This is a genomic window from Chryseobacterium balustinum, assembly GCF_900168205.1.
Lineage (GTDB): Bacteria > Bacteroidota > Bacteroidia > Flavobacteriales > Weeksellaceae > Chryseobacterium > Chryseobacterium balustinum.
The window spans coordinates 24,284-44,078 of the sequence record NZ_FUZE01000007.1; the positions used below are offsets into that span (position 1 = coordinate 24,284).

The window sequence follows — 19,795 nt, forward strand, 5'->3', positions numbered from 1 at the left end:
ATTTTGCCAGTCACAAAAAGTCTATTAAATTTGTAGACTAATAAAACGAAATATTATGTCAATCAAACTAGGAGATACCGCACCCAACTTTCAGGCAGATTCATCATTAGGAAATATTGATTTTTATGAATACTTAGGAGATTCTTGGGGGATTTTGTTTTCGCATCCTGCAGATTTTACTCCGGTTTGTACGACAGAACTAGGCTTTACTTCAAAACTGCAGTCAGATTTTGAGAAAAAAAATACAAAAGTGATTGCATTAAGTGTAGATGGAGTAGAAGATCACAAAAAGTGGATTGATGATATTAATGAAACTCAAAATACGGAAGTGAAATTTCCAATTATTGCTGATAAAGACAGAAAAGTTTCAGAACAATATGATTTTATTCATCCTAATGCTTCTGCAACTGCTACAGTTCGTTCATTATTAATTATTGATCCCGAAAAGAAAGTGAGACTGATTATTACGTATCCTGCTTCTACAGGAAGAAATTTTAATGAAATCAATAGAGTTTTAGACTCTCTTCAGCTCGTAGATTCTCACAAAATTGCAACTCCGGTCAACTGGAATGACGGTGATGATGTGATTATTCCATCCTCAATTTCTACGCAAGATGCCAAAAATATTTTTCCGAAAGGGGTAACCGAAATAAAACCATATTTACGATACACCCCTCAACCTAATAAATAGGCTTAGATTTTTTATTTATTATATATAGTTTAGTTTTAATTTGAAGAAAGCGGCTTGGAAATTTCCAAGCCGCTTTCGTTTATTATGATAAAACTGTGTTTTACTATCTTACATCGTTAGCAATATCTTTAGCTTTTGAACTCGGCAAGAAAATACTGAAACCAACATTGAATGTAATGTTTGAATTTAATCCTTCATTACCAAAACCAGATTGACCTCTATATTTTACCAATCCTTCAAGACCGATATTTGGCGTGATAAAGTAAGAATAACCAGGTCCAACACCGAAGTCTAAACCAGTGGTAGAGTTTCCGTTTTCAACGTTACGTCCACCAATACCTACATTACCTTCAAAAAACCAACGACCGTGATTTAATAAGTTGTCAACACCTTTTTCTCCCGGAGATAGATAATAACGACCTAAACCTCCAACACCATAAGTAAATTCTGTAGGACTTCCATTAGTCACTTTAGAAATTCCTAAATCTACATAACCACCTACAGCTAAATTATCTTCAATAAAATAAGCTCCTTTTGGCTGAATTCCGATGCTGTATCCTCCTCCTGTATTTAGTCCGAAGTTACTTGAAAGCAAGCTGCTTCCTACCATCCAGTTCCCTTTTTGAATTTGTGCATTTGCAGTAGTAGCTAAACCTGCGATAGCTAATATTCCTGTAAAAATTAACTTTTTCATATTTTATAATTTTAATATTAATGTTTATTATTTTTATAAAACATAAAATTCAATTAATGTGCCAAAATGCTAGTTAAGAAAAGGATTTAAATATTTTCAATATTTTTTTTTAACTAAAAATTAACTTTTCTGTTGTTATAAATTAAGAATAATGTAATTGAATTTGCGAAATATTTTAACATAAATAAGATATGAAAAGTAATTTATAATGTTTTTAGTAAAGAAGTAATAAAATTACCAATCAGGTTTAATTTTAAACTTAAATCTAAAATATTATTACTTCAATCGGGATTTAGAATCTTACTGAAAAATATTTTTAGATGAAAGATTATTAAAATGCAAAGTGGAAGTTACAATATTGCAACTTCCACTTTATATAGTAAATGATTGATTAATTATTTAAAGCTTGTAAGTAAGCGTAAAATAATAATTTCTTGGTGTAATAGGGTTTACAGAATAATTTTCGTGCACATTGTAATTTTCTACATCAAACAGGTTTCCAACTTTTGCCTGAATCATGAATTTTTTCCATTCATATCCTGCAGACAAAGCAACTGTAGTATAATCTTTTACTTCAAAAACTCTGCTCACTCCATTTCTGGCTACTAAACTGTTTGCGCCAGTTTTTGTGTCGTTCCAGCCAGCCAATCTATTACCGATATAGTATACACTTGCTCCAACTCTAAGTCCGGGAACTAATTTTGTAAACTTATAGAAAACAGAAGCGTTAGCTGTAGTTGCAGGTGTTCTTACCAATCTTTGATCTTCCACATATCCAAACATTTCAGGAGTATCCAAATAAACAGAATTATTGTAAGAAATACCTCCGATAATTGATAAGTTTTCAGTAGGATTTCCTGTAATGTCAAGCTCAACACCACGGCTTCTCATTTGTCCTGCAAAATCTTTTGTTAAACCTGTAGGATCAACAGCATTTCCATTATTATCTAAAGCATTTTGATAGTAATTTTTGTATAAGATTTGATATACAGTTAAATTTACAGCCAAAGCATTATTCCAAAGATTCTTTTTTACTCCAACTTCATACTGATCAATGTTTGTAGGTGTTAATGCTTCTCCATTTCTTTCTTTTCCTACGTTTGCAACAAATGAATTGGTATAAGTTGCAAAAGCTGAAAGATTATCATTTGGCATGTAAACAAAACCTACTTTTGGAGATATTGCTTGGTCTGAAGATGCTGAATTATCTACTAATCCTTTACCATATACAGAATTTGGATCAACAATATTATTTTTTGCTATTTTATAATCTGTTTTTATAGTAGGCATATTTTCAATATATGACCAACGTAAACCTGCGATTACTTTAAATTCTTTTGTTAAACTAACAAAGTCTTGGGCATAGAAACCAATTCTTCTCGTATTGATTCTTGTTTTATTCAATACTGTAGAGTTTGGCATTGCTCCGGAAGCCCAAGTAGATTGGTCATCAAGATAAATAGTTCCAGGTTGCCCATTAATGCCTGTTGCACCATTTGTTCCAAAATAATAACTTGTCCCAAAAACTTTATTATTATCAGGATTATAGTAAGCATAAGAATCCGCTACACCATAATCTGCATCTGTACCGATTAAAACTTTATGATTGATTTTTCCGGTATTAAATTCTCCATTCAAGTTTACCTGTGCAGAAGTATAGTTTTGTTCGTTATACGTTCTGTTCAATGGTCTGTTCCAAGAAAGTCGGTTAGGACTTGCTGTTGCATAACCCCACTGAACTCTTTCTGTAGAAAAATAATCTTTTGTATAATTCTGATAAGAAGCAGTAGAATTTAAAGACCAATTTTCACTAAACTTATGGTTAAAAGTAACATTGGTAGAAACCTGTTCTACATTTTGATACTGCCAATCGGTTCCTAAAAACGCACTTCTATCTAATCCTGTGTTCAAAGAATAGCTTTTATCTTTATTTTCAATAGCACCAATTCCAAAATCCGGAGTGAAATCATTTTTAAGATAATCAGCTTCAACGATTAATTGAGATTTCGGGCTCAGGTTAAATAGAAATGAAGGATTGAAATAATATTTTTCAGACTGTACCACATCTCTGAAACTTTCAGCATATTCGTAAGCACCGTTTACTCTGAAAGCTATATTTTTTGTTAAAGGTCCATACATATCAACCGTTGGTTTGTAAGAATTCCAGCTTCCTGCATTTAAACCAATACTTCCACCAAAATCAAACCTAGGTTTTTTAGTAATCATATTGATAACACCTCCTGCAGCAGTATTTCCGTAAAGCATTGCGTTGGCTCCTTTCAAAACTTCCACTCTTTCTAATCCGCTTACTTCCGGGAAAACACCACTGTTAACTCTTGATCCGTTTTTAAAAATATTATCATTACCTAGTGCGAAACCACGTCCTCCAAAACTATCCTGAGAATTTCCTCTTGATGATGTTATATACATTCCGTTTACATTTTGCAAAACATCACTAAGCTGTTTTGACTGTTGTTGCTCAATGATATCATGAGTAATGATTGCAATGGGTTGAGGAGTTTCCATTACCGTAAGATTCGATTTTATTGACATCGGAGTTGCCTTATTAGGGTTTCCTGTCTTACGGATATTCACATCTTCAATGGTTCCGATTCTAATCGTATCAGCTTCTGCATTTTTTAATTGAGCACTAACTGTTATAGAAATAACCAGAAAGCCTAAGGAGATAATTTGTTTTTTCATTAGATTATTTAGAGTTGTTTTGAATAATGCGCAAATGTAGTCTTGTTGTTTAGAATAATTAAAAATAATTTTCTGATTTATATCATGTCGTTTTTAGTGAATTATTCTCCATTTCTTATGTTTTAAATTTAAATATCTTTGTTAAAAAATAAATCTATGCAATTGGTAAAAGTAGGTCTTTGTGCATTCGGAATGAGTGGTAAGGTTTTTCACGCTCCTTTTTTGAAAGAGCACCCAGGTTTTTTTATGTCTGCGGTTGTAGAACGTTCAAAAGAAGATTCTAAAGAAAAATATCCTGATGCAGAAATTTACCGTTCGGTAGAAGAAATGCTGAAAAATGCAGATATCGAGGTCGTTGTTGTAAATACTCCGGTTCAGACTCATTTTGAATATGTAAAAATGGCTTTGGAAGCCGGAAAAAATGTGATTGTAGAAAAACCGTTTACCGTTACGGTTTCAGAAGCTGAAGAGTTGGTAAATTTAGCTGAAAACAAAAATCTTTTTTTAAGTGTTTATCAAAATAGAAGATTCGATCGTGATTACCTTCAGGTACAAAAAGTTTTGGCAGAAGGAAAATTAGGAAACGTACGAGAAACTGAAATTCGTTTCGACAGATTCAGAACTGATCCAAGCGGAAAAGATCATAAAGAAAACCCAGAACAAAATGGCTCCGGATCTGTACACGATTTGGGTTCGCATTTAGTAGATCAGGCAACACAGTTCTTTGGTTTTCCTGAGAACGTTTTTGCGGATATTTTTTCAATGAAAGGAGAAGCGTATGCTAATGATTATTTTGAAATTCTTTTGTATTATAAAAATGATTTGCGTGTGAGATTAAAATCTTCTGTTTTTACCAAAGAAGACCATTATGCCTATAAAATTCATGGCGATAAAGGAAGTTTTTTACAGGAACGTACCGATAATCAGGAAAATGAATTAGTTGCAGGAGCGATTCCTGCTTACGGAAAAGAATGGATGGAACCTTTAAAGGAACCTGATGGAATTCTTAATTATTTAAATGAAAATTCAGAAACAAAAAGAGTTTTAACTTCAAGTGAGTTCGGAAATTATATGAATTATTATCAGCAAATCTACGAACATATTGTTTTTGGATATGCTTTGCCTTCTTTAGGAAATGAGATTGTTCAAAACATGAAAATTATTGAAGCTGCTCTTGAAAGTTCTAAAAAAGGAAAAATTATTGAGTTAGCATAGTTTTTTTGTAACAAAATTAGTTGCTAATACACTTATCTGTAAAGTAAATTATGCAAAAAAGAAGTTCAAGTTTTACCGTTATCGGTTTGTTGTTTGTGGGGATTGCAATGACTTTAGTTCAAGATAATATATATTTGAAATATGGGTTTCTTATTGTGGGAACAGCATTTCTTTTTTACAGTATTTTTACAATGATCAGAAAGAAGTAATTTTAAATATCATAAAAAAATAGCTGTTCAGTGATTGAACAGCTATTTTTTTTAGTTTTATTTAGTCTTGAAGCTCAAGCCATCTCATTTCGTGATTTTCAAGTTTTTCAGCAAGACTTTCCAGTTCTGCAGAAAGTTTAGATATTTTCTCGTAATCAGCTTCATTGTTCAGTTGCTTCAGGATTGTAGCTCTTTTACCTTCAAATTCCGGAATTTCTTTTTCTATCGTTTCAAGCTCGCGCTGTTCTTTGAAAGATAATTTCTTTTTTGGAGCTTGAGTCTTTAGAACCTCGGCAACAACAGGTTTTTCAATTACTTTCTCAACGACAGTTTTTGCTTTTTTATCTTCATTCTTTTGGTTACCATCTTCCAGTTTTTTATTTTCTCGGTATTCTGAAAAGTTTCCGATGAAATCTTTGATTTTTCCTTCACCTTCAAACGCTAAAATATGATCAACAATACGATCCATAAAATATCTGTCGTGAGAAACGATGATCAAACTGCCTTGAAAGTTTAAAAGGAAATTTTCCAAAACCGTCAAAGTAGGAAGATCAAGATCATTCGTAGGCTCATCAAAAATCAAAAAGTTAGGATTTTGATATAGAATATACATCAAATGCAATCTTCTTTTTTCACCTCCCGAAAGTTTAGAAATCGGTGAGTATTGCGTTTGATCATCAAATAAGAATAACCTCAAAAACTGAGATGCAGTAATTGTTTTTCCATTAGCTAAAGGGAAGTTTTCAGAAATTTCTTTAATGAAATCAATCACTCTTTCTTCTTCTTTATATTGAAGTCCTTTTTGAGAAAAATATCCGAATTTAATAGTTTCTCCGGTTTCTATTTCCCCCGAATCTTTTGGTTCAAAACCTTGAATAATGTTGAGTAAAGTAGATTTTCCGGCTCCATTTTTTCCTACAATTCCTACCTTTTCACCTCTTTGAAACTGGTAACTGAAATCTTTTAGCAATAATTTATCACCATAACTTTTAGAAATATCTCTAAGTTCCAGAATTTTATTACCCAATCTTTTCATTTCAAAATCAAGCTCCAAAGACTCTTTTCTGGTATCGGTTTTTGCTACTTTTTCAGTTTCGTAAAAGTCATCTTGTCTCGATTTAGATTTTGTAGTTCGTGCTTTTGGCTGTCGACGCATCCACTCCAATTCTTTTCTGTAAAGGTTTTGTGCTTTATCGATCGTAGAATTCATATTATCCTCACGAATCATTTTGTTTTCAAGATAAGTCGCATAAGAACCATTATGAAAATATAAATTTTGATCTTCCATTTCCCAGATAATTCCGCAAACAGCATCAAGGAAATAACGGTCGTGAGTAACAAGAATTAAAGTGATTTTTGCCTTGTTCAAATAATTTTCAAGCCATTCTACCATTTCCACATCAAGGTGGTTGGTGGGCTCATCCATAATCAAAAGGGTATGACGGTGCTCTGCTCTGGTTTCCGTTAAAAGTTTTGCCAAAGCAACACGTTTAATCTGTCCACCCGAAAGCATCCCCATTTTAGCGGTTAAATCTGTAATTTTCAACTGTGAAAGAATCTGGCTCATTTCATTTTCCAAATCCCATGCTTTGTGAATCTCCATTTCAGCAAGTGCTGTTTCCATTTCATCGGGATTTCCAGATAGCAAAGCATGATGGTATTTTTTTAAAGCTAAAATAGGTGCAGAATCTAAAGTCATCATAAACTCGTCAATCGTAAGGTCAGAGTCAAAATCTATTTCCTGATCAAACAAAACCACCTGAATGTCTTTATTAATAACTACACTTCCGCTGTCTGCGATTTCTTTTCCCATCAAAATTTTCAAAAGGGTAGATTTTCCACTACCATTTTTGGCAACAATGGCAATTTTGTCGCCTTCGTTGACATGAAAAGAGATATCTTTAAATAAAGTTTTAATACCATATGATTTGGTAAGATTTTCGACAGAAACGTAATTCATTATATTATGAAGATTTTATTTGAAATTTCAATTGAGCCGCAAAAATACAAAATTAAAACCTTAAAAATATGATTGCAAAATTACGTTCGATTCCTAAAAAAAGATATTGGGACTATTTTATTTTAGTAGCAAGATTTTTACTTGCTTTTACTTTTATAAATTATGGGTATAGCAAACTTGTTGATGGTCAGTTTGGAGTTTCATCCAATGATTTACTGGTTCCGTTAAAAGACCTGCCTTTGTTTAAAGTAATGTGGTTTTTATTTGATCATGAACCATTAAAAACTGCGGTAGGCATACTCCAAATTATTACCGGAATTTTACTTTTGTTTGAATCTACCGCGATTTTGGGTGTTGTATTTTTCATTCCCATTGCCGCAAATATTATTTTAATGGATATTAGTTTTATGGATGAAGGCATGGGACGGGCTTTTGCGAGACGCTTTGCGTACTATTTTGTTTTATGTTTTTTAATTTTATGGAATGATAAAGAGAGGATAAAAATCATTTGGAATACAATGATCAAAAAGTTTTCGATGAAAAGAAAATTTCCCATCCTTCTTTATTTGTTGTTGCCGTTATTTGCGATACTTTTAGAGATTTTACCGGGTATTCCTTACGCTCTTTATTATTATATAACCAATCCCGAAAGAATTTCTGAAAGTTTTAAACTTATTCAAAGTCTTTTTCAATAGACCGGATATTTTTGTGCTATGTTTTTTGTAATCATTTTTAATGTAGATTTGAGAAAATAAACAAATAATTTTTAAGGTTAGATTTGTGACCTTTTTTATGTCTTATACTTTTAAAATTTTTAATTCTACTACAGAACTTCCGAGTGACTGGAACTACGTAATCGGGCAACAAAACATCATGTTGTCTGAAGAATATTTTCGTGTTTTGGAAGAATCAAAACCGATTAACATGAAATATTGTTTTGTAGGTTTCTTTTCTGATAAGGATTTGATTGGCGGCGCATTATTTCAATACTTAAGTTTTATTGAACATAAAAGTTTTCAGAAAGGCGAAGTTTTGTGCAGCATAAGAAATTTTCTGACCAGACAGTTGAGTAAAGATGTGATGATTTTAGGGAATAATATGCTGACCGGGCAAAACGGTTTTTATTTCGATACTTCAAAAATTCCAACCGAAAAAGCGATTCTTCTTTTAAATGAAGCTTCCAAAGAGGCGTTGAATGTATTAGGGAAAACATCTTTGGTCATTTATAAAGATTATCAGAAATCGTTTTTAAAAAACTTTGAGGAAGAAGAATTTAAATCATTTTATAGATTTTCAGTCCAGCCTAATATGATTTTAAATATAAAACCGGAATGGAACAGCTTTGAGGATTATTCTAATGATTTGTCTAAAAAATACCGGGCAAGATTAAAATCGGCAAAGAAAAAAATCGAAGGAATTCAAAAAAGAGAATTGGATATTGAGTCAATTAAAAAGTATCAGAATGAAATGAATATTTTGTATCAAAACGTTGCAGAAAACGCTCCCTTCAATACATTTTTTCTTACAAAAAATCATTTTGAAAGTATGAAACACAATTTGAAAGATAATTTCAAGGTTTTCGGATATTTTTTTAATGATAAACTGATTGGCTTTTATACTTTAATTCTTAATAATAAATATATTGATACCTATTTTTTAGGCTACGATAAAGAGATTCAGAAAGAAAAACAGATTTACCTGAATATGCTTTTTGATATGACCGAATTTGGAATTTCTAACCAATTTAAACGTATTGTTTTCGGTAGAACTGCGCTCGAAATAAAATCTACAATTGGTGCCGAACCTGTAGAGATTTTTGGACTGATAAAACATAACAACAAAGCCATCAATCCTTTTATGGAAAAGATTTTCACATCATTAAATCCTAAAGTTGATTGGATTCAAAGGAAACCTTTTAAATAAATTAAGAATTATGTTCACTTTAACGTGATTATTTGTGTTATTTTTAACTAAACAAAGCTCAAATTTAATAGGATTTTATGAGTGATTAATAGGTGGATTTGAGATTTTTGCTTCAAAATTATTATCATGAAAAAGCTCAACTTTATACTACTTCTATTTACCGCAGGTTTTTATTATTCACAAACCATTTCGGGAACTGTAATTTCTAAAAATGAAAATCAACCGGTTTCTTATGCCAAAATTGGTGTAGATAAAGAAAATATTGGCGTCATTACCGATGAAAACGGAAATTTTACAATCGATCTTTCTAAAGCAAATATTTCCAATAAGATTAAAGTTGAAGTTGCGGGATATGAACCATTTACTGAAACTGTTGCCAATTTTGTGAAGCAAGATCAACAGAAGATTTATCTGAAAGAAAAAGTAAAAAATATTCAGGAAGTTGTTTTAAAAACTAAAAAATTAGTCGATAAAAATTGGGGAGTAAATACGAAGACTAAAAGCGTGATGTATTCGGTAAATCCCGCATTCAAAAAAGAAGATTTTTTAGGAGAAACAGCATTGGAATTTAAAGCAAGTAAAAAATCTAAAATTAAAAATATTCACCTAAATATTGCAAGTATTACAGCAGATCGACCTGTAATTATGCGGTATACGATTTATAATGAAAAAAATGGTTTGCCGAACGAAAGTATTTTGGATGAAGAAATTACGGTTGAATTAACAAAAGATAAAATTGTTGACGGAACTTTTACTCTGGATGTCAATGACCAAAATATTTGGGTTCAGGGGAAATTTTTTGTAGGAATTCAGTTTTTGAGAGAGTTTGAAGGAAAGCTAAATATCAGTGCTGCGCTTTTCAGAACAGGATATATCAGAAAGTTTTATGATGAATGGAACAAAATGACCATTGCTGCTCCGGCCATAAATATTGATGTGAAAGTGGATAAAAATGCAAAAGATGAAAATAAATTTGAAGAAATGAATGACCAAAGTATTGCTTCTCTTTTTCCTGATGTAAGTAAATATATAGAGGAATCTGATAAAGAAATTTATGGTAAAAACCAAGAAATGGGTAAGCTTTTAATATTAAAAGATGCAAATCTTTATTATGAAGTTTATGGTGAAGGGGAGCCACTTTTCTTACTTCATGGAAATTCTGGAAGCATCAAAGATTTTTATCAGCAGATTCCGGTGCTTTCAAAGCAATATAAAGTGATTGTGATGGATACAAGAGCGCAGGGGAAAAGCATCGATAAAACTAAAAATGATTTTAATTATAAAATTTTTGCAGATGATGTAAAATCTTTGGCTGATCATTTGGGATTGCAAAAAATCAATATTGCAGGATGGAGTGACGGCGGAAATACAGGGTTGGAATTTGCTTTAAAATATCCACAGAATTTAAATCGATTGATTACAACTGGCGCAAATGCTTTTCCGGATGGTGTTGATAAGGAATTACTCAAAAATTTTAATATTAAATATAAAGTTTTACAGCTTCAAAATAGTCCTGAAAAACTGAATGAAAGAAGACTGTTGAAACTGATGTTGAAAGAACCAAATATCAGTGAAAAACAACTCAATAAAATTCAGAATAAAGTATTAGTCATTGCCGGTGAAAAAGATGTCATTAAACAAAGCCACACCGAGTTTTTGGCGAAACAAATCCCCAACTCTGAACTGAAAATATACAAAGACGCCACTCACATGATCCCTTTTGAAAATGCAGATCAGCTTAATCAGGATATTTTAGAATTTTTGAAACAATAATCAAATTATTGTTTCAAAAATTTTTCATAATATATTTTATCCTTAGTCTGGATTTTTAAATAATAAGTTCCCTTTGCGAAATCTTCTACTTTGATAGATTTTTGAGCAGATTTTAAAATCATTCTTCCCAGATTATCGTAAACCTCTGTTGAAATAATTTGTGCTTCGGTCGCAATATTCAGAATGTTTTTTACGGGATTTGGGAAGATCGCTATCGTATTCTTTTTAACGAGCTCTGAAGTATTTAGTGTGGAATTATAAAAACTTCCAAAATTCAGAATTCCATAGCCTATTTGATCGTTGTGCGCAGGAAATAATGATGCAGTTTGTCTTAAATTTGTTCTCATCAGATCTCTGTTCATTCCCGGAAAAGCTTGAATTAAACAAGCAACTCCACCAGCGGCAATCGGAGTTGCAATGGATGTTCCTGAAACCGAAATAGTCGTATTATTATCAACCGTAGTAGAAGAACTTCCTCTCGTACTCGCATCCGGTTTTATCATTCCTAAAGAGTTGGGGCCGTAAGATGAAAATGCAGAAGCGTTTCCTGCTGCATCTACCGAACCAATACTGAAAACTTTAACATTGTCTGCCGGAGTTGTGATATAATGCCAAGGAACTTCACCAGAATTTCCGGCTGCAATTAAAACAAAAATCCCTTTGTTTACAGCAATTTCACTGGCTCTTCCGATAAAAGATTTTGTACCGTTCATATCATTGTAAGTGTAGCTGTATTTTGGGTCATCAAAATTATTGTATCCTAAAGATGTTGTGATAATATCTACACCTTTTCTATCTGCTTCTTCTGCGGCTTCAATCCAGTATAATTCTTCTTCAGGAACTTCAACTGTCGAATTTTCGCTGCGATAAAGATAAAAATCAGCATCAGGTGCAGAACCTACAAATGTATTGGCAATATAACCGCCAATTGCTCCTAAAACTACCGTTCCGTGGTTGTTTAGCGAAGGATTATAGATGTCCGTACCTTTTGAAACAAAATCGTAACCGCCTTTTATTTTACTATTCGTCCATAATCTCGAAAAAGCAGAACCTGTATTTACGGTTGGAAATCCGGTATCAATAACAGCGATTGTCACTCCTGTTCCGGTAAATCCAGCGAGATGGAGCGGTCTTAAATTGATTTGATCGATTTGTTCAGACCCTGAACCATAATCGAATACAGTTTGGTTTTTCTGAGTTGATTCAAATTCTGACCATTTATTGGTGTTTTGAGTTTTTAAAACTAAAGAAGAATTTTTAGCAAAACTTTCTACAGATTGTACAAATGGTTGTGCTTTGATGATATTTGCTTGTGCCTGATTAACGTTTACGGCAACACCATTCAGCCATTTTGAATAATCGGTGATGGTAAATCCTAAATTTTGTAAGTTTTGAATATAAGATTGCTCGATCGGAGCGTCTTGGTCATTTAATGCAATTCCTAATGCGGTACGTCTGTTAATCGACTTCTGACTAAGTTCAGAAAGAGGATTGGCGTAAAATGCAGCTTTGTTTGGTTTACCGGTAAAATAAACAAAAACAAGTTCAGTTTGAGCAAATGTTGTAGAATAACCCGCTAAAAAACAAAAGAGTAAAAGTTTTTTCATCTAATAATTTTGTATAAAGATAAAACAAAATCAATAAAATTTTTGATAGCACTTTAAAATCCTTATTTTTACGAAAATATTCGTTTAAGAATCGCTTTATAAAAATGAATTCAAAGAGTGAAGCGATTTAAAACTTAAAAATAAAATTTACATATGAAAAAGATACAGATGGTTGACTTGCAAAGTCAGTATTACAAAATTAAAAATGATGTAGACAATGCGGTTTTAAATGTAATGGATTCTGCTGCTTTTATTAACGGACCAGAAGTAAAATCTTTCCAAAATGAAATGGAAACTTACCTGGATGTAAAACACGTAATTCCTTGTGCTAACGGAACTGATGCTTTGCAGATTGCTTTGATGGGTTTAGATTTACAGGAAGGAGACGAGGTAATCACCGCTGATTTTACTTTTGCAGCCACCGTTGAAGTTATTCATTTATTAAAACTAAAATCTGTCTTGGTAGATGTAGATTACGATACTTTTACCATCTCTACAGAAGCTATAAAAAAAGCAATTACTCCTAAAACAAAGGCGATTATTCCGGTTCATATTTTCGGACAATGTGCCAATATGGAAGAGATTTTAAAAATTGCTGAAGAACATAATTTATTTGTAATTGAAGACAATGCACAGGCAATCGGTGCTCAATATACTTTTTCAGACGGAAGCGTAAGACACGCAGGAACGATGTCTACGGTTGGAACTACTTCTTTTTTTCCATCTAAAAACTTAGGTTGTTACGGTGATGGTGGAGCAATTTTCACCAATAATGATGAGCTTGCTCACCGTTTAAGAGGAATTGTAAACCATGGAATGTATGAAAGATATTACCATGACGAAGTAGGGGTGAACTCAAGATTAGACAGTATTCAGGCTGCGATCTTAAGAAAAAAACTTCCGAATCTTGATTCTTACAACGATGCAAGAAGAAAAGCTGCTGATTATTATGACGAAGCTTTTGCAGGAAATGAAAATATCCTGACTCCGAAAAGAGAAGAAAACTCAACTCACGTATTTCATCAATATACTTTAAGAATTTTAAACGGAAAACGTAACGAATTACAAAAATTCCTTACTGAAAAGGAAATTCCGGCGATGATTTATTATCCTGTTGCTTTAAGAAAACAAAAAGCTTATTACCAAGAAAGTAATGACGCTGATTTTGTGAATACAGACAAGCTTTTGGATCAGGTAATTTCTCTTCCGATGCACACCGAATTAGATGAAGAACAGTTGAAGTATATTACGGATGCTGTTTTGGAGTTTATGGGATAAATTATGCTTCACGACGAAAGAATATTAAAAAATAAGTTTGCATACTTTTTTTCAATCATATTTGTTCTTGGTTGGATAATTTTTTATGCCTACAATATTTTTAAAATTTTTTTAATGGATTATGGATTTAAAGAAGAATATAATATTATTAAAATTCCAATTTATATATTATATTTTATAATATTTCCATTATTAATTTTTACATTTATAAGTATATTTAAGGAATCAAAAATGATGTTTAAGTATTTAAATACTTCTGTATTGTTGATGATTATTTTTCATCTCTTATTTTTTTATGTTAGATATCAAAAAATTAACGATTCTACATATTACATATATTCTTTCATAATTATGAATGTTTTATTTATTTTAATACCTGTTGTATTTATAAATTATTCAAAACATTTACCTCCAAATAACGAAATAGAACAAATTGGGAAACTCCAAGATTAAAAACATAAATAAAAAATGGCAATACTAGTCACAGGCGGACTTGGATATATTGGTTCTCACACTGTTGTAGAACTCATTAATAATAACTTTGAAGTAATCATTGTTGATGATTTATCCAATTCAGAAAAATTTATTTTACATAATATTGAAGAAATTACAGGGAAACGACCTATATTTTATCCTTTTGATTTAAAAAGAAAAGAGCTTCTTCATCAGGTTTTTGAGGCACACGATATTGAAGGATGCATTAATTTTGCAGCTTTTAAAGCGGTTGGCGAAAGTCAGGAAAAACCAATTGACTATTATGAAAATAATTTGTTTTCGTTAATTAATATTCTTCAGGAATTTAAAACCAGAAAAATATCAAATTTCATTTTCAGTTCATCTTGTACCGTTTACGGACAGGCTGATAAAATGCCAATCGACGAAAATACTCCGCTAAAAATGCCGGAAAGTGTTTACGGAAAGACAAAGCAAATAGGTGAGGAGATTTTAAAAGATTTTGCTCAGTCTTACAAAAGTAAAATTTGTTTATTAAGATATTTTAATCCAATTGGAGCGCATCCTTCATCTTTGCTTGGGGAATTACCCATTGGTGTTCCCAATAATTTGGTGCCTTATGTGATGCAGACCGCTGCTGGAATTCGTGAGAAATTAAGCGTTTGGGGCAATGATTATCCTACAGAAGACGGAACAGCAATTCGTGACTATATTTATGTAGTAGATTTGGCGAAAGCTCATGTTGCTGCGTTGAAAAGTTTAATGAATAAAGAGACAGAAGAAACGGTCATTGATGTTTATAATCTGGGGACAGGAAAAGGTTCATCGGTTTTGGAAGTAGTACAAGCTTTTGAATCTGCAAATGAAGTTGCCGTACCTTATCAAATTTGCAATAGGAGGGAAGGTGATATCACTATTGCTTACGCCAATGCTGATAAAGCTGAAAGAGAACTCAACTGGAAATCTGCAACTTCATTGGAAGAATCTTTGAAAACGGTATGGGAATGGCAGAAGTATTTAGAATCAAGAAAAAATTAAATTAGAAATAACACCTATAAATAGATATGAAAACGGAAAGAATAGGCATTACATTTTCGTCATTTGACCTTTTGCACGCAGGTCACATCAAAATGTTGGAAGAAGCTAAAACAGTTTGTGATTACCTGATTGTTGGTTTGCAAATTGATCCTTCACATGAACGTCCAACAAAGAATAAACCTACTCAAACAATTGTTGAGCGATATATTCAGCTGAAAGCCGTGAATGCGGTTGATGAGATTATTCCTTATTATACAGAAGAAGATTTAGAAGATATTTTAAAATCTTTTGTAATTGATGTAAGGATTATTGGAGATGATTATTTGGATCGTGATTTCACCGGAAAACAATATTGTGAGGAAAAAGGCATTGAGATTTTTTATAATAAAAGAGATCACCGCTTTTCTTCAAGCGATTTAAGGAAAAGAATCTACGAAGCCGAAATGGCAAAATCTAAATAAATAAAAATCCCGAAAAAATTACTTTTCGGGATTTTTTTATGATTGATTGTGAATAATATTACATTGGTCCGCCTTGTTGGTCGTCTCCTGTAGCATTAGAATTTACATCTTTCTTTCTTTTCGGCTGCTCAATCTTTTCACCTTGCTTAAATCTGTACGTTAAAGATACTGCAAACTGTCTTGGTTGCCATTGCATATAAGAATCTCTTACGAAATTATCGCCATATGCTGTTGATTCCATTGCTCTTGTATTGAAGATATCTTGAATATTAAAACTAAGTGTTCCATCACCATTCCAAATTGTTTTTGACGCACCAAAATTAAGAGCATACATACTTTTTCTTTCAATGCTCGAAGTTTTTTGACCACCTCTATAAAAACCTTGTAACTGGAAACTAAACGTCTTATCTACTTTAAAAGTTGATGTTAAACGTGCCCTCGCTGAAAAACCACTACCATCAAAAGGTACAGGTTTAGAAACTACAGATAAATCATTGAATATTCCGGTATTTTTATATCCGAATAAATCAACATTTCCTAAGAATTTCAACCATTTTGTAGCATCCCAGTTAAAGTTTAAATCTAAACCATAGCTATCATTAGTTCCTAAGTTTATTGGTTTAGTTTTAAAAACTCCTCCATCAGAATATACCAACATTTTTACGTCATCTGTAGAATGTTTGTAATAAAGAGTAGGATTAATTGTAAATTTTCCTTTTGAAATACTATAACCCAATTCATAAGAATCTACATAAGAAGGATTTAAATCAATATTTCCTTCAAAGATATTCTGATTATCTGTATAGCTCGGATTAGGAATCAAGAACCATGATCTCGGTCTGTCAATTCTTCTTGAGTAATTCACTAAAAACTGATTGTCTTTTGTGATTTCGTAGCTTAAGAAGATAGTAGGGAAAAGATTATTGTATCCCTTTTTATTATCAATGTTTTTCGTATCTGAATTTAAGTTTGAATACTGAATATCAACATTTGAATATTCGTTTCTTACACCAATCTGATAACCCAATTTCCCGATTTTACTTTTAAACTGTACATATCCTGCATTAAACATTTCTCTGTAGTTTGCATTGTATGTGAAGTTGTTTAAATAATGAAAATCAGCAAAAGGAGAGTAACGCTCTAAAACATCATTGTCGTAATTGTTATTGTTGATATCTAATCTGTAACCAGCTTCAATTTTTGAGTTTTCTCCTATCGGAAGCTCATAATCAGCTTTACCTACCAAAGTCTTATTTCTTGTATTTTGGCTAATGCTGTTCTGAAGTTCAAAAATATTATTTGTAATTTGATTAACGTCGGTATCGTTATAAGATCTGTTGCTTTGTAAGCTTAATGATAATGAAATATTTTGTCCCTTATCATCAAATTTGTGATCTAAACCGAAATCTCCCTGAAAAGCCAAGTTGTTATTAGATCCTGTATTGATTCTTTCTGTAAACAAGCTTGGAGCATTCAAAAAACGATAATCATAAGTAATATTTCCCATGTTATCACTTTCAAAAGTTCTTATCGTCCCGGATGCGTTAACTGATGTTTTATCTGAAAGATCGTAAACTAAACCTGAAGAAACATTATAATTGCTGTTTTTGTTTTTAGAAATAGATTCCTGATCAGTTTGAGTTCTTCCGCCATTAGCTGCGTTGAAGAAAGTCGCGTTGTTTCTATTCGTATTTTTAGATTCACGGTAACCACCGCCACCATTCAAGAACCAGGTAAGATTACCTTTTCTCCAGCTTAAATTCGTATTCAAATTGGTTTGAGGTAGATATCCCAAAGTTCCGGTAACACTACCGTTGAAACCTGTTTTTTTTGATTTCTTTAAAATAATATTTAAAATACCTGCAGTTCCGCTGGCTTCAAATTTTGAAGAAGGGTTGGTAATTACTTCAATTCTTTCAATCTGATCGGCAGGAATACTTTGCAATGCATTGGCTCCGTCATCAATTCCAAGAAGGGCAGAAGGTTTTCCGTTAATTAAGAAACGAACGTTTGAGCTACCTCTCATCGAAACTGTACCGTCGGTATCCACAGAAACCGATGGAACGTTTGATAAAACATCCTGTAGGTTACCACCTTTACTTACAATATCCTGAGACGGGTCATAAGTTCTTTTATCCAGCTCAACTTTATATGGTTTTGCAGTTGCTGTAATCACAACTCCCTGAATATCCTGAGTTTTTAAGTTGGTACTTGTTGCTTCAGGTTCTATAGAAAGTGCACCAATACTTCCAGCGGTTGTAATTTGTTTATTAATAACGCTTTTCTTGTAATCGATTGCTTCTATTGTAATATCATAGTTGCCCGGAGTAAGGTCTAGTTTATAGTTTCCTTTTTCATCTGTAAGTGTAGCATCACTCAACAGTTTACTTGCTTTATTGCTGAAAGTTACAGAAGCGTAAGCGACAGGCTGGTTGCTTTTATCAACCACAGTTCCTGAAACTCCCACTTTATCCTGAGCAAAAGCAAAAGCTGCTGCAGATAACACAAAAGTAAGTCCTAAGGTTTTCTTTGTGAAAATACTGATTATTTCCGTCTGATTCATAAGGTATTCTTTAGATAAAACTGTAATGAAAAGGTTTTAATTTTATTAATTTATTAACCCTTTTAAAATCACAATTTCACGATTCGTTTATTATTTTTAATAGATATGTCGCTTTTATACGACAAATGTTAATTATTAATTTGTTAAAATAAAGTTAAATATGTTTATTATTTGATATTTTTTGAATTCAACCAGTCTTGATATGCTTTTGCATTGATAACATGTTGCTCTGCACTTGCCGTAAATTTGTGGAATCCAAATCTTTCAGGGTCTGCACACATAAAGATATAATCGTGTTTTTCAGGATTTAAAACCGCATCCACAGAATTTTTATCTACCACACAAATCGGTCCCGGAGGTATTCCTTTGTTGGCGTAAGTGTTATAAGGGGATGGAGTAGAAAGGTGTTTATAAAAAACTCTTTTAATAGATTCTTTAAAGTTGGTCTGTTTGTTTATTGCGTAAATAACGGTTGGGTCAGATTGCAATTTCATTCCTTTTTTATATCTGTTTAAATATAAACCGGCAATCGTTTTCATTTCGTCAGGTTTTCCACCCGATTCTTTGTAAACAATCGATGCCAAAGCATAGATTTGATCTCTTGTTAAACCAGATTGTTGTTCTTTGGCTTTTCTTTCAGAAGTCCAGAATTCGTTGTACTGATCTTCGAATTTTTTGAAAAATTCTTTTGGAGTAACCGTCCAAAAAAAGTTATAAGTATCGATGAAGAAATATTTTTTTAGATCTTCAGCATTTTTATATCCTTTTTCAGAAGCTATTTTGTCAAGGTCACTAACGAATTTTAATGAATCTAGCTCAGTCTTTTTGCTTACTTTTCCTACCATCTGATAAATATCCCCGAAATCACCGATTCTGAATGAGTTTTCAGACTGATTTCCGGCTTTTATCATATTTACCAAACTTGTATTACTAGCTCCTTTAGCAAAATGATAACGCCCCGGTTTGAAATATTCCTCCATGCTTTTATCTTTTGCTACTTCTACAAATGATTCTTTATTATCAATATAAGGAGCGATGGAGTCTAAAATCTGATTAAATTTTGCACCATGTGGAATCAAAACATATCCGTCTTTTGATACATTGTTTCTGTAATACTTACTGTAGAATTTTAAACCAAAAAATCCTGCTACCGCAAGAATAAGGAGTACAATAATGAGAATAGCTTTTTTCATTATAATTAAATAGATTAAAAGTTTTTATGTTTTT

The 19,795-nt window shown here is 32.2% G+C and carries 14 protein-coding genes; 8 read left to right on the plus strand and 6 right to left on the minus strand.

What is annotated here, in order from left to right:
- Positions 1–55: 55 nt before the first annotated feature.
- The gene (locus B5X64_RS10335) at positions 56–691 is read left to right on the plus strand and encodes a peroxiredoxin (protein ID WP_079465140.1); all 636 of its coding nucleotides are present in this window, start codon (positions 56–58) and stop codon (positions 689–691) included.
- Between the two features lie 103 nt (positions 692–794).
- Here the strand turns inward: B5X64_RS10335 and B5X64_RS10340 are convergent, their stop codons facing one another.
- Positions 795–1,385 carry a hypothetical protein gene (locus B5X64_RS10340; protein ID WP_079465141.1) on the minus strand — a complete coding sequence of 197 codons (591 nt, stop codon included), beginning with the start codon at positions 1,383–1,385 and terminating at the stop codon, positions 795–797.
- 399 nt (positions 1,386–1,784) lie between these two features.
- Positions 1,785–4,088: a TonB-dependent siderophore receptor gene (locus B5X64_RS10345; RefSeq protein WP_079465142.1), complete on the minus strand. Its 2,304-nt coding sequence runs from the start codon at positions 4,086–4,088 to the stop codon at positions 1,785–1,787.
- 156 nt (positions 4,089–4,244) lie between these two features.
- On the opposite strand from B5X64_RS10345, the gene B5X64_RS10350 reads away from it, so the two are divergent.
- The gene (locus tag B5X64_RS10350) at positions 4,245–5,303 is read left to right on the plus strand and encodes a Gfo/Idh/MocA family oxidoreductase (RefSeq protein ID WP_079465143.1); all 1,059 of its coding nucleotides are present in this window, start codon (positions 4,245–4,247) and stop codon (positions 5,301–5,303) included.
- 270 nt (positions 5,304–5,573) lie between these two features.
- On the opposite strand, the gene B5X64_RS10355 is transcribed toward B5X64_RS10350, so the two are convergent.
- Positions 5,574–7,472 carry an ABC-F family ATP-binding cassette domain-containing protein gene (locus B5X64_RS10355; protein WP_079465144.1) on the minus strand — a complete coding sequence of 633 codons (1,899 nt, stop codon included), beginning with the start codon at positions 7,470–7,472 and terminating at the stop codon, positions 5,574–5,576.
- Between the two features lie 68 nt (positions 7,473–7,540).
- On the opposite strand from B5X64_RS10355, the gene B5X64_RS10360 reads away from it, so the two are divergent.
- The 3 genes from B5X64_RS10360 to B5X64_RS10370 all read left to right on the plus strand — a co-directional run bounded on the left by B5X64_RS10360 (position 7,541) and on the right by B5X64_RS10370 (position 11,168).
- Entirely contained in the window at positions 7,541–8,167 is a 627-nt protein-coding gene (locus B5X64_RS10360; RefSeq protein ID WP_079465145.1) for a hypothetical protein, read from the plus strand.
- Positions 8,168–8,264: 97 nt separating this feature from the next.
- Positions 8,265–9,395, plus strand: a complete 1,131-nt coding sequence (locus B5X64_RS10365; RefSeq protein WP_079465146.1) for a peptidogalycan biosysnthesis protein — start codon at positions 8,265–8,267, stop codon at positions 9,393–9,395.
- A gap of 126 nt (positions 9,396–9,521) precedes the next feature.
- Positions 9,522–11,168, plus strand: coding sequence for an alpha/beta fold hydrolase (locus B5X64_RS10370; protein ID WP_079465147.1), 1,647 nt, complete (start codon positions 9,522–9,524; stop codon positions 11,166–11,168).
- Positions 11,169–11,173: 5 nt separating this feature from the next.
- Here the strand turns inward: B5X64_RS10370 and B5X64_RS10375 are convergent, their stop codons facing one another.
- Complete coding sequence (locus B5X64_RS10375; RefSeq protein ID WP_079465148.1) at positions 11,174–12,775, minus strand: S8 family serine peptidase; 1,602 nt, start codon at positions 12,773–12,775, stop codon at positions 11,174–11,176.
- Between the two features lie 153 nt (positions 12,776–12,928).
- On the opposite strand from B5X64_RS10375, the gene B5X64_RS10380 reads away from it, so the two are divergent.
- The 3 genes from B5X64_RS10380 (at position 12,929) to B5X64_RS10395 (ending at position 16,005) form a co-directional block, all read left to right on the plus strand.
- Positions 12,929–14,053: a DegT/DnrJ/EryC1/StrS family aminotransferase gene (locus B5X64_RS10380; protein ID WP_079465149.1), complete on the plus strand. Its 1,125-nt coding sequence runs from the start codon at positions 12,929–12,931 to the stop codon at positions 14,051–14,053.
- A 468-nt stretch (positions 14,054–14,521) separates the two neighbouring features.
- A complete protein-coding gene (gene galE, locus B5X64_RS10390) occupies positions 14,522–15,544 on the plus strand; it encodes a UDP-glucose 4-epimerase GalE (protein ID WP_079465151.1) in 1,023 nt (340 codons plus the stop codon).
- A 26-nt stretch (positions 15,545–15,570) separates the two neighbouring features.
- Positions 15,571–16,005 (plus strand): adenylyltransferase/cytidyltransferase family protein, encoded by a 435-nt coding sequence (locus B5X64_RS10395; protein ID WP_079465152.1) that lies wholly within the window; start codon positions 15,571–15,573, stop codon positions 16,003–16,005.
- Positions 16,006–16,063: 58 nt separating this feature from the next.
- On the opposite strand, the gene B5X64_RS10400 is transcribed toward B5X64_RS10395, so the two are convergent.
- Together B5X64_RS10400 and mltG are read right to left on the minus strand one after the other, a co-directional pair.
- A complete protein-coding gene (locus tag B5X64_RS10400; protein WP_079465153.1) occupies positions 16,064–18,568 on the minus strand; it encodes a TonB-dependent receptor domain-containing protein in 2,505 nt (834 codons plus the stop codon).
- Between the two features lie 167 nt (positions 18,569–18,735).
- Complete coding sequence (mltG, locus tag B5X64_RS10405; RefSeq protein ID WP_079465154.1) at positions 18,736–19,761, minus strand: endolytic transglycosylase MltG; 1,026 nt, start codon at positions 19,759–19,761, stop codon at positions 18,736–18,738.
- Positions 19,762–19,795: the final 34 nt, after the last annotated feature.